This is a genomic window from Pseudomonas sp. AN3A02 (assembly GCF_011765255.1).
In the GTDB taxonomy this organism is placed as follows: domain Bacteria; phylum Pseudomonadota; class Gammaproteobacteria; order Pseudomonadales; family Pseudomonadaceae; genus Aquipseudomonas.
In genome coordinates this window covers 226,439-237,921 of the sequence record NZ_JAARNI010000004.1, presented here as the reverse complement: position 1 = coordinate 237,921, position 11,483 = coordinate 226,439, and the positions used below count along the sequence as shown (strand labels likewise).

Sequence of the window (11,483 nt, the reverse complement as noted above, 5' to 3'; positions counted from 1 at the left end):
AAACAGCGGGCGGTCAGTGCTCTGGTTCAACACGGCTTTTCGATCCGGGTGCGCATGGTTTCGGCGATCACTTTCGCCAATGCCGATTGATCAAACGGCTTGGGCAAGCGCGTCAATGTGGTTTTGAGGTCCAGGGATATCTCTGCAAATCCAGACGAAAGAATGAGGGGAAGCTCGGGGTACAGCGTCTCGATGTTGCCAGCCAACTCAATCCCCGTCATATCCGGCATCGCCATGTCCGTAATGACCAAGTCAAAGCGCGCGCCTTGCGCCAGGAACGCCAACGCAGCCTGCCCATCTGCCGCCGCCACAACATGATGGCCCAGGTCTTCAAGCATGGCCCCCGTGCTGATCAGCACCAGCGGGTCGTCGTCTACCAGCAGAATCTCGAGGCTTTGCTGATGCGGGGCATCGGGCGTGTTTGCAGTTGATGCCTGCGCCGCAAACTGTGTGGTATCCATCAGCGCCACCGGTAACCAGAGTTCTGCGGTTGTGCCCTCTCTTTCCTTGCTTTTCAGCACAAAGTGGCCCTGTGACTGGGCTGCCAGGCCATGGACCATCGAAAGACCAAGCCCCGTGCCTTTTCCTGCGCCCTTGGTGGTGAAGAACGGCTCCATGGCCCGTTGCAAGGTCGCGTCATCCATCCCGGGCCCGGTGTCGGTGACAGCGATGCAAATCAGCCTTTCCGAGTCATTCGGCCTGCCGGGATACGTATCCTCCCTCGCCGAAATCAGAATCCTGCCCCGGCCTTCCATGGCGTCCCGGGCGTTGATTACCAGGTTCATCACTGCCATTTCCAGTTGGCTCATGTCGACCAGTACCGGCCGCAGGATCAGTGGGAACTGTGTGTCGACGCTGATGCCTGCGCCCAACATGCGGGATAGCAGGTCTGACATGTTTCTGATCAGGTCACCCACATTCACTGGTTGCGGATCAAGCTCCTGGCGACGGGCAAAGGCCAGCATCCGCTGTGTCAGCGTCGCACCGCGCTGGGCGCCGGCGATGGCATTATTCAGTAATGAGTAGGTTCTGGAGTCCTGTGGAACCCGCTTCTTGGCGAGTTCGAGGCTCCCAAGAATCACCATGAGGAGGTTGTTGAAATCATGGGCGATACCGCCGGTGAGCTGCCCCAGAGACTCCATTTTCTGGGCCTGGAATAACGCCTCCCGGGTTTCCTTGATCTCCTGTTGAGCCTGAACGCTCTCGGTAACGTCCCGGGTGATTTTCGCGAAACCCACGAGCTCGCCCTGCTCATTCTTTATCGGGTCGATAACGACATGCGCCAGGAACCCCGTACCGTCTTTGCGCAGGCGCCTTCCCTGCCCTTCATACCGACCTTCCCGGATAACCGTTTCAAGGGCGCGTTGCGGGACATTGTTGTCGACGTCCTCAGGCTGGAAAAACAGGGAGTAGTGTTTGCCGATGACTTCTGCCGGCTCATATCCCTTGATGCGCTGGGCACCGGCGTTCCAGGTGGTGATCACGCCGTTGGGATCGAGCATATAGAGCGCGTAGTCGGTGACGCCTTGTACCAGCAGGCTGAATTGCTGCTCGCTCTGACGCAGGGCCTCCTCCGCAGCCTTGCGCTCGGTCAGGTCCCGTGTGACTTTGGCGAAGCCAATCAGCGTGCCATCGTCGGCGCGTATCGGGTCGATAATCACCAGCGCCCAGAGGCGCGTGCCGTCTTTCCTGATGCGCCAGCCTTCGCCCTCGAAGCGGCCTGACTGTTCGGCGCTTTTGAGCGCTCGGCCGGGCAAGTCCGAGGCCAGATCTTCCGGGGTGTAAAACAGCGAAAAATGCCTGCCCAGTACTTCACTCTGTTCGTACTGCTTGATCTTCTTCGCCCCCGAGTTCCAGCTACGAATCAACCCGTTCGTATCCAGCATGTAAATGGCGTAGTCGACCACTGCGTCGACGAGCAGTCGATAGCGGTCGTCCTGATTGAACGACCCTTGTGCGGGTTGGGATGGCATCAGGAAAGTCTCGGGACAAATGAGTGGCTTGAACCCTCAGTATGTCTAAAAAAATCCGCTGCCAACCAGTTTATTCATCTGAACGCCCTTTTTGAGTCAAACACCGCCGTTGCGAGCAAAGCGCGGAATCTGCAACCCCAGGCTTTCCCGCAACGTCGTACCTTCATACGCCGTGCGATACACGCCACGCGCCTGCAACAACGGAATGACCTCCTGGGTGAATCGGTTGAACTGCTGCGGATGGCCGATGTAGATGTTAAAACCATCCACCGCGCGGGCTTCAAACCAGTCAGCCATTTTCCCCGCTACGGTCTCCGCCGACCCGACAAACGCCCCCGGGCGCAACTGGCGCCCAAACTCCACCGCCTGGCGCAACGTAAAGCCTTTGTCCCGTGCCTGGTCAGCAATGCGCTTGGCCGCCGTGAAGAAGCTGCTGCGTGCAGCCTCCAGGCTTTCCTGCGGAAACGGAGCGTCCAGGTCGTACTGGCTGAAATCATGCCAGCCGAAATTGCGCCCGAACTCCTTCAACGCCAGTTCAAAACTGTGGTCGGCCTGGTGGTAGTGCTGCTCGATTTCACGGGCATGCTCATCAGTGTCGCCCACATAAATCTCGGCGCCGGGCATCACCAGCAATTGCTCCGGATCACGGCCATGTTGCAGCGCCCTGCCCTTGATATCCCGGTAGAACGCCTGGCCCTGCTCGATGCTGGCCGCGTGGGTGAAGATCACATCGGCGGTGGCGGCGCCCAGGTCACGGCCTTGCTCCGAATCGCCGGCCTGGAAGATCAACGGTTGGCCTTGGGGTGAGCGCTGGATATTCAGCGGTCCGACCACCGAAAAGTGCTCGCCCTTGTGATTCAGGCTGTGGAGTTTGCTCGGGTCGAGAAATTGGCCGGTGGCCCGGTCACGCACGAAGGCCTCTTCCTCATAGGAGTTCCACAGCCCCTGCACCACCTGGACGTGTTCGGCTGCCCGGCCATAGCGGGTGTCGTAGTCATAATGCTCGTCGCGGCTGTAGTTGCCGGCGGTACCGGCGTCGCCACTGGTGACCACGTTCCAGCCGGCGCGGCCTTTGCTGATCAGGTCGAGTGAGGCCAGGCGTCGCGCGACGTTATAGGGCGAGTTGTAAGAGGTGGTCAGCGTGCCGACCAGGCCCAGGTGCCGGGTGCTTACGGCCAATGCTGATAACAGTGTCAGCGGCTCCAGCCGATTCAGGTAGTGGGATGGCGAGCCCGGGGTGATGAACTGGCTGTCGACGATAAACATCAAGTCGAACAAGGCCGCCTCGGCCTGGCGCGCGATGTCGATGTACCAGTCGACGTTGACGCTGGCATCGGCGGGCAGTTGAGGATCGAGCCATAGATTGTGGCGGCCGGGCCCGCCGCAGCCCATGGTCAGGGCACCAAGTTTCAGCTGTCTTTTAGTCATGTCTGAGGCGTTCCTTGGAGCATTCAGGGCTGGGTTCTGGCAACGGCTGGCTGCAACGATGCCGCGAAGGAATCGTCGAACAGCCTGGCTGCCGGGTACGACTTGACCAGGCCTTGGCTTGCGAAAAAGTCCACGGTCTTTTGCGCCTCTACAGGTGATTGGGCCGTCAGTGGTTCGACCGTCGTGCGCGCCCGGGCAAACCAGGCACGGGCGATATCTGCATCAGCCCGGGTGCGTTTGGCCCAGGCGTCGGCATAAGCGTCGGTATTGGCCGGGCTTTGGCGCGTCCAGTCACGGGCTTTTTTCAGGCGCTGCAGAAAATCGCTGATTTGCGCACGTTTGCCGTCAACGGCCCGGGTGCTGGCAGCGATGAAGCTCTGGGCCGGGATCAGCCCTTCAGCGGTCGCCAACACGCGTGCACCCTGGCGTTCCTGTTGGGTGACGTAGGGTTCCCAGGTGGCGATGACGTCAACTGAACCGCCTTCCAGTGCATGGGAGGCATCCAGCGCGCTGAGGTAGCGCAACTCCAGGGAGTCTTTTGGCACGCCGGCTTTATCCAGCGCGGTCAGCAGCAGTTGCTGGCTCCAGGAGCCTTTCCAGAGGGCTGCGCGCTTGCCTTTCAGGTCGGCAAGGCTGTGGATCGACGAATCCTTTTTCACCAGGATGGCCACGCCGTCGAGGCTTTGCTGACTGACTGCAATCACTTTGATCGGCGCACCCAGTGCGCCCAGGAACAGCACGGGTGCATCACCGAGCAAGCCGATGTCCAGGCTGTTGGTGTTGAGCGCTTCTGCCACCGGTGAGCCGGCGGTGAATTGCTTCCATTCGAGGGTATAGGGCAGATCGTCAAGCACCCCCGCCGCTTCCATCACGGCCTGGGCGTTGTAGCTTTGGTCACCCACCACCAGGGTTTGCGCGTTCGCGCTCAGGCACAGCAAAGCAGCCATCCCGGCCGCCAGTTTTCTCAGGTAACGCACGTTCGTCTCCAGATGCCCTCGCAGGCATTTCAAGTCGATCCGCGCGTACGGTCTCGGCAGTGTTCGTAGGGCTGTCTACGATGGGGTGCAAACCCATGCCTGTAAAATACTTATAACGCATAACCTAATTCAATATTAATGCGCATAACGCATTTTTTGTAAGGCGCCGAGCGAACTGACATTGCGTACCCGTCGGCACCACCTACACTGATTTGAATTCGGCAGTTCTTCAGCTTTTTTTCGGCGGGCCTGGCCCGATGCACCTGCACTCATTGCTCAACCAATAAAGCAGTTAACCGACTGACTAATCAGAGTAACTATGAAAGAGCAGCCTCGGCAGCTTGCATCGGCACCGCAACCAGTGGCGCACACCCGCGCCCTTTTTCGACAAACACACCTTCTGGCTCCGCTGAGTCTGCTGTGCATCGCCCTCGCCGGCTGCACCGTCGGGCCGGATTTTGCGCGGCCCGATGTGCCGGCGAACGCCGATTACTCTCGGGAGAAGCTCACCTCCACGGCCAAGGCCGACATCGACACTGGCGGCGCAGCGCAGCGGCTGATCGCGGGGATGGATATTCCCGGGCAATGGTGGACGCTGTTCCGCTCACCGGCCCTGAATGCCCTGGTGGAAGAAGCCTTGCGTGCCAACCCGGATGTCAGCGCAGCCCAGGCAGCGTTGCGCCAAGCCAATGAGCTGGTGTATGCCGACCAGGCGTCGCTGTTCCCTTCCGTCAGCGGCAATGTGCAGAAAGCCCGCGAGAAAGTCTCGGGCGTCACCTCGGGCATCCCGGAGTCGCCGATTCTCACGGTGAGTTCGGCCTCGCTGAGTGTGTCCTATGCCCCGGACGTGTTCGGCGGCACCCGTCGGCAAATTGAGTCCACCTCGGCCCAGGCCGAGTACGAACGCTTCCAGCTGGAAGCGACGTACCTCACATTGACTTCCAACGTGGTTAATACAGCGGTTAGCCTGGCCTCTGTACGCGATCAAGTCGCGGCCACCGAGGAGATCATCCGGATCCAGAGCGGCCAACTCGATCTCCTGCAGGCGCAGCGACGGCTGGGGGCCATCGGCGACACCGATGTGCTCACGCAGCAGACCGCACTGGCGCAAACCCGTGCCAGCTTGCCGCCGCTGCAAAAGCAATTAGCCCAGACCCGCAACCAGTTGATGGCCTACCTCGGGCGGTTTCCCAATCAGGACCGGGACGAGCGCTTCAACCTGGCCTCCTTGCACTTGCCGGAAGAACTGCCCCTCAGCCTGCCTTCGGCGATCGTCGGCCAGCGTCCGGATGTGCGTTCTGCCCAGGCGCAACTGCATCAGGCCAGTGCCAACATTGGTGTGGCCGTGGCCAATCAGTTGCCCCAGTTCAGCATTACCGGTTCCGTGGGTTCCACGGTAGCCAGCGGGACCAAATTATTTTCGGCCGGCAGCGGTGTCTGGAGCCTCGCCGGGTCGATCACCCAGCCGATCTTTGATGCCGGCGCACTGGAGCATCGTAAACGCGCGGCCGTGGCAGCCTATGACGAGTCGGCAGCCCGCTACCGTGGCACCGTGATCGGCGCATTCCAGGACGTGGCCAACGCGCTGCGGGCGCTGGAGGCCGATGCCGATGCACTGAACCAGCAGGTGGTGGCCGAGCGCTCTGCGCAAGCCAACCTCGACCTGGTGCAGGCGCAGTTCAAGCTCGGCGCCGTGGCCTACATCAACCTGCTCACGGCCCAGCAAACCTACCAGAACACCGTGCTGGCCCGCGTCAAGGCGCAGGCTTCGCGCTACAGCGATACCACTGCGCTCTTCCAGGCATTGGGTGGCGGCTGGTGGAACCGAACCGATGTGGACCCCGCGACCAAGGGCCGGCCTGATCGCTTCGGCCTGCCGTCGTGGAACGAGATCATGCCGGCCAAGAACAAGGCAGCGCCTGCCGATTCGGCACGGTTCAACTGAACTGAACTCTTGAAACAGCGAGAACACCCATGGCTGATGTCATTACCGCTTCTCCCCTGCCACCCGAGCCCGGCGCACCGCGCAAGCGTCGACTGTGGCGGCCGATGCTCATCATGATCGTGGTGGTGCTGGTGATTGTGGCGATCATTGCCGGGGTGAAGTTTGTGCAGATTTCGGCGCTGATCGCCCAGTCAAAAGCGCCCTTGCCCGCCTCCGTGGTCACGGCCATGAAGGTGCCGTTCAGTGACTGGCAACCGAATGTCACCGCCGTGGGCTCAATGAAAGCGGTACGAGGGGTGGATGTGACCACTGAAGTGGGCGGCATCGTGCGCACCATCGGCTTCACGCCGGGGCAAGAGGTGGCCGCCCAGGCGCTGCTGGTGCAGTTGAATGCCGACTCCGACATCGCGCAACTGCACTCCCTTGAAGCCACGGCCGACCTGGCCGTGATCGTCCTCAAGCGTGACAAGGCGCAACTGGCGGTCAACGCCATCTCCCAGGCACAAGTCGACACCGACACGGCGGACCTGAAAGCCAAACTCGCCGCCGCCGAACAACAGCGCGCGCTGGTGGCGAAAAAAACCATCCGTGCACCGTTTGCCGGACGCATTGGGATCACCAGCGTCAATCCCGGCCAATACCTCAACCCCGGCGACAAGATTGCCACGCTGCAGACCTTTGATCCGATCTACATCGATTTCACGGTGCCGCAGACTCAAATGGAGGCCATTGCCATCGGCCAAGGGGTTTCAGTGACGGCCGACGGCCTGTCGAATCAAACCTTCACCGGAAAGATCAGCACCATCGACACCCAGTTCGACTCGACCACACGTAACGTCACGGTGGAAGCCACCGTCGACAACCCCAAGAAAAACCTGGTGCCCGGGATGTTTGCCCGCGCCGTTGTCACCTCCGGTGCGACGCAGCGCTACCTCACCGTGCCGCAGACATCCGTCACCTACAACCCTTACGGCACCACGGTGTTCATCGCCACATCGACCAAGAACGACAAGGGTGAGGAAGCCCTCACGGCGCAACAAACCTTCATCAAGACCGGGCCAACCCGGGGCGACCAGGTGGCAATTCTGTCGGGCGTGAAGGAAGGCGATCTGCTGATCACCAGTGGCCAGATGAAGCTCAAGAATGGCTCGCCCGTGAAGGTCGATAACAGCGCCGCGCCGCTGAACGATCCTGCGCCGACTCCCCAAGAACACTAAAGGTGTCCCATGAAGCTTACCGATACCTTTATTCAGCGGCCGGTCTGGGCGATTGTGGTTTCGCTGTTCATCCTGATCCTGGGGCTGCGCTCGATCTTCGAATTGCCGGTAAACCAATGGCCACGCACCGAAAATACGGTGGTCACCATCACCACCGCTTACTACGGCGCGGACGCGTCCACGGTGGCCGGCTTTATCACCCAGCCGCTTGAATCGGCTATCGCCCAGGCCCAGGGCATCGACTATTTGTCGTCAACCAGCATCACCGGCGTCTCGACGATTACCGCCACGCTGCGGCTGAACTACGAGGCCAGCAAGGCACTTACCGAGATCAATACCCAGGTCAACTCGGTCAAGAACCAACTGCCGGCGCAGTCCCAGGAGCCGGTGCTGACAGTGGCGGTCGGGCAGACCACAGACGCCATGTACCTGGGTTTCTACAGCGACACCCTGCCCACCAATAACATCACCGATTACCTGGTGCGGGTGGTCAAGCCCAAGCTGGATTCGATCCAGGGCGTGCAAACTGCCGAAATCCTCGGCGGGCGCCAGTTCGCCCTGCGCGCCTGGATGGACCCGACCAAACTGGCGGCGCATAACGTGACAGCCCAGGACGTGTCCACCGCCCTGGCCAACAACAACTACCTGTCGGCGGTCGGTTCCACCCGCGGGCAAACGGTGACGGTCGACCTGACGGCCGGGACCGACTTGCACACAGTGGATGAATTCAAGCGGCTGGTGGTCAAGCAGAAAGGCGATGCGCTGGTGTACCTGGAGGACGTGGCCACCGTCACCCTCGGCGCCGAAAGCTATGACAGCAGCGTGGCGTTTTCCGGCAAGCGTTCGGTGTTCATCGGTATCAAGACGGCCCCCAATGCCAACATCCTGACGGTCGCCGACAGCGTGCGCGAGGCCTTCCCCGAGCTGCAATCCCAGTTGCCCACCGGGGTGCGCGGCGAAATCGTGTATGACTCCACGGAGTTCATCAATACCTCGATTTATGAGGTGGTGAAGACCCTTGTCGAGGCGATGATCATTGTGGCGGTGGTGATCTACCTGTTCCTCGGCTCGTTCCGTGCGGTAATCGTGCCGTTGGTGGCGATCCCGCTGTCGTTGGTAGGGACCTTTTTCATCATGTACCTGCTGGGGTACTCGATTAACCTGCTGACCCTGCTCGCCCTGGTGTTGGCCATCGGCCTGGTGGTGGACGACGCGATTATCGTGGTGGAAAACGTCGACCGGCATATCAAGGAAGAAGGCAAAGGTGTGCTGGAGGCTTCGCTGGTTGCAGCGCGGGAACTGGGTGGGCCGATCCTCGCGATGACGGTGGTGTTGATTGCCGCGTACGTGCCCATCGGGCTGCGCAGCGGCCTTACCGGCGCACTGTTCAAGGAGTTCTGCTTCTCGCTGGCGGGTGCCGTGACCGTGTCGGCCGTGGTGGCGTTGACGCTCTCGCCGATGATGACTTCCCGGCTGTTCAAGACCGGGCAGGAAGAAGGTCGTTTCGCCCGCAAGCTCGATCAGTACTTTGACTGGTTGCGAGGCCGTTACCACCGCGTACTCTCAGGTGGCCTGAACGTATGGCCGGTGCTGGTGACGTTCGGCTTTATGCTGTTCCTGCTGGTGGCGGCCAGTGGCATGACTGCCAAAAGCGAACTGTCGCCTACCGAGGACCAGGGGCTGGTGTTCATGCAGATCAAAGGCCCGCCGACCGCCTCGCCGCAGCAGATGGAACGGATTGCCGACCAGGCCTTCCAGGTCGCCAACAAAGAGCCGGAATACGCGCAGATGTTCCAGCTGACCGGGCTGCCCATTCTCAACCAGGGCCTGGGCGGCGTGCTGCTCAAAAACTGGGGCGACCGCACACGCTCCCAGGCCCAATTGATTCTGGATCTTCAGCAAAAATGGAACCAGGTGCCAGGTGCGACCATCGCGGCCTTCCCGTTGCCGTCACTGCCGGGCGCCCAAGGGTTGCCAGTGCAATTTGTGATCACCACCACCGACTCGGTGGAAAACCTCAATGAGGTCGCCCAGGCCGTGGTGGCCGAGGCCCAGAAACAACAACTGTTCTATTTCTCCGACATGGACCTGAAGCTCGACAAGCCACAAGCCAAGCTGGTGGTGGACCGGGAAAAAATTGCCGCACTGGGCATGACCCAGGCCGACGTCGGTGCGGCGTTGTCCGCCGCTTTGGGCGGCAACTACGTGAACTACTTCTCCACTGCCGGGCGTTCGTACAAAGTCATTCCCCAGGTGTTGCAGGTTGACCGCCTCAACCCGGACCAGATTCTTGATTACTACATCCGTACGCCCGCAGGTGCGATGATCCAGGCGCGAACCGTGGCGCATATCGAAACCACCACCCAGCCGGAGTCGATCAACCACTTCCAGCAACTTAACTCGGCGACCCTGTCGGGCGTCAGCGGCGTGGCCCAGGGCGAACTGCTGGCGAAACTGAACACCATCCTGACCAACATTGCGCCGTCGGGCTACACCTCGGACTTCTCCGGTGAATCGCGTCAGTTCATGCAGGAGTCCGGCGGGTTCTTCGGCTTGCTGATGTTCTCGATCCTGATCGTCTACCTGGCCCTGGCGTTCCAGTTCGAGAGCTTCCGCGACCCGGTGGTGATCCTGTTCTCGGTGCCTCCTGCACTCTTCGGCGCGCTGGCGTTTATCACCATGGGGTTCGCCTCGATCAACGTGTACACACAGGTGGGGCTGGTGACGCTCCTGGGGTTGATCACCAAGCACGGGATTCTGATCGTGCAGTTTGCCAACGAGTTGCAGCGCGCCGGTCACAGCAAGCGTGAGGCGATAGAAGAAGCGGCCGGCGTGCGCCTGCGGCCGATCCTGATGACCACGGCGGCGATGGTGCTGGGCGTGGTGCCGCTGGTGTGGGCTTCCGGCGCCGGGGCTGCGGGACGGCATGACATGGGCCTGGTGATCTTTGCCGGGTTGTCGATCGGCACCGTGCTGACGCTATTCATGGTGCCGGCGATGTATATGTTTATAGGCTCTACGCACCATCAGGAGGCGCAGCAGCCGGTTCCCGTGTAGGAGCGAGCTTGCTCGCGAAGGACGTTAACGATGACACGGGCATTCAGAATGAACGCGGCGCCCTCAGGTTCTTCGCGAGCAAGCTCGCTCCTACAGTGGGTCGCTGGTGTGGGCTTCCGGCGCCGGGGCTGCGGGACGGCATGATATGGGCCTGGTGATTTTTGCCGGGTTGTCGATCGGTACCGTGCTGACGCTATTCATGGTGCCGGCGATGTATATGTTTATTGGTTCTACGCACCATCAGGAGGCAGAGCAGCCGGTTCCCGTGTAGGAGCGAGCTTGCTCGCGAAGGACGTTAACGATGACGCGGGCATTCAGAATGAACGCGGCGCCCTCAGGTTCTTCGCGAGCAAGCTCGCTCCTACAGTGGGTCGCTGGTGTGGGCTTCCGGCGCCGGGGCTGCGGGCCGGCATGATATGGGCCTGGTGATCTTTGCCGGGTTGTCGATTGGTACCGTGCTGACGCTGTTCATGGTGCCGGCGATGTATATGTTCATTGGCTCCACGCACCATCAGGAGGCGCAGCAACCGGTTCCCGTGTAGGAGCGAGCTTGCTCGCGAAGGACGTTAACGATGACGCGGGCATTCAGAATGAACGCGGCGCCCTCAGGTTCTTCGCGAGCAAGCTCGCTCCTACAGTGGGTCGCTGGTGTGGGCTTCCGGCGCCGGGGCTGCGGGGCGGCATGATATGGGCCTGGTGATCTTTGCCGGGTTGTCGATTGGTACCGTGCTGACGCTGTTCATGGTGCCGGCGATGTATATGTTCATAGGTTCTACGCACCATCAGGAGGCGCAGCAGCCGGTTCCCGTGTAGGAGCGAGCTTGCTCGCGAAGGACGTTAACGATGACACGGGCATTCAGAATGAACGCGGCGCCCTCAGGTTCTT

The 11,483-nt window shown here is 60.9% G+C and carries 6 protein-coding genes and 5 pseudogenes; 8 read left to right on the top strand and 3 right to left on the bottom strand.

Going from position 1 to position 11,483, the window contains the following annotated elements; all coding sequences use genetic code 11:
• Positions 1-26: 26 nt before the first annotated feature.
• The 3 genes from HBJ59_RS18135 to HBJ59_RS18125 all read right to left on the bottom strand — a co-directional run bounded on the left by HBJ59_RS18135 (position 27) and on the right by HBJ59_RS18125 (position 4,378).
• Positions 27-1,973, bottom strand: a complete 1,947-nt coding sequence (locus HBJ59_RS18135) for a PAS domain-containing sensor histidine kinase (RefSeq protein ID WP_167664322.1) — start codon at positions 1,971-1,973, stop codon at positions 27-29.
• A 96-nt stretch (positions 1,974-2,069) separates the two neighbouring features.
• Positions 2,070-3,401 (bottom strand): LLM class flavin-dependent oxidoreductase, encoded by a 1,332-nt coding sequence (locus HBJ59_RS18130; RefSeq protein ID WP_167664321.1) that lies wholly within the window; start codon positions 3,399-3,401, stop codon positions 2,070-2,072.
• Between the two features lie 23 nt (positions 3,402-3,424).
• Positions 3,425-4,378 (bottom strand): ABC transporter substrate-binding protein, encoded by a 954-nt coding sequence (locus HBJ59_RS18125; protein ID WP_167664320.1) that lies wholly within the window; start codon positions 4,376-4,378, stop codon positions 3,425-3,427.
• Between the two features lie 319 nt (positions 4,379-4,697).
• On the opposite strand from HBJ59_RS18125, the gene HBJ59_RS18120 reads away from it, so the two are divergent.
• The 8 genes and pseudogenes from HBJ59_RS18120 to HBJ59_RS18095 all read left to right on the top strand — a co-directional run.
• Positions 4,698-6,323 carry an efflux transporter outer membrane subunit gene (locus tag HBJ59_RS18120; RefSeq protein ID WP_256670845.1) on the top strand — a complete coding sequence of 542 codons (1,626 nt, stop codon included), beginning with the start codon at positions 4,698-4,700 and terminating at the stop codon, positions 6,321-6,323.
• A gap of 29 nt (positions 6,324-6,352) precedes the next feature.
• Entirely contained in the window at positions 6,353-7,540 is a 1,188-nt protein-coding gene (locus HBJ59_RS18115) for an efflux RND transporter periplasmic adaptor subunit (protein ID WP_083676617.1), read from the top strand.
• Positions 7,541-7,549: 9 nt separating this feature from the next.
• The gene (locus HBJ59_RS18110) at positions 7,550-10,597 is read left to right on the top strand and encodes an efflux RND transporter permease subunit (RefSeq protein ID WP_167664319.1); all 3,048 of its coding nucleotides are present in this window, start codon (positions 7,550-7,552) and stop codon (positions 10,595-10,597) included.
• A 103-nt stretch (positions 10,598-10,700) separates the two neighbouring features.
• Positions 10,701-10,868 (top strand): annotated as a pseudogene (locus HBJ59_RS18105) (efflux RND transporter permease subunit); the annotation flags it as partial.
• 8 nt (positions 10,869-10,876) lie between these two features.
• A pseudogene (locus HBJ59_RS32060) lies at positions 10,877-10,966 on the top strand (outer membrane lipoprotein carrier protein LolA); the annotation flags it as partial.
• A 5-nt stretch (positions 10,967-10,971) separates the two neighbouring features.
• Positions 10,972-11,139: pseudogene (locus HBJ59_RS18100) on the top strand (efflux RND transporter permease subunit); the annotation flags it as partial.
• Between the two features lie 8 nt (positions 11,140-11,147).
• Positions 11,148-11,237, top strand: a pseudogene (locus HBJ59_RS32055) (outer membrane lipoprotein carrier protein LolA); the annotation flags it as partial.
• Positions 11,238-11,242: 5 nt separating this feature from the next.
• Positions 11,243-11,410: pseudogene (locus tag HBJ59_RS18095) on the top strand (efflux RND transporter permease subunit); the annotation flags it as partial.
• Between the last annotated feature and the right edge of the window lie 73 nt (positions 11,411-11,483).

What these genes read in the sequence shown, in the direction of transcription:
- HBJ59_RS18135 (WP_167664322.1), bottom strand. Translation starts at nt 1,973, where the DNA reads ATGCCATCCCAACCCGCACAAGGGTCGTTCAATCAGGACGACCGCTAT.
- HBJ59_RS18130 (WP_167664321.1), bottom strand. Translation starts at nt 3,401, where the DNA reads ATGACTAAAAGACAGCTGAAACTTGGTGCCCTGACCATGGGCTGCGGC.
- HBJ59_RS18120 (WP_256670845.1), top strand. Translation starts at nt 4,698, where the DNA reads ATGAAAGAGCAGCCTCGGCAGCTTGCATCGGCACCGCAACCAGTGGCG.
- HBJ59_RS18115 (WP_083676617.1), top strand. Translation starts at nt 6,353, where the DNA reads ATGGCTGATGTCATTACCGCTTCTCCCCTGCCACCCGAGCCCGGCGCA.
- HBJ59_RS18110 (WP_167664319.1), top strand. Translation starts at nt 7,550, where the DNA reads ATGAAGCTTACCGATACCTTTATTCAGCGGCCGGTCTGGGCGATTGTG.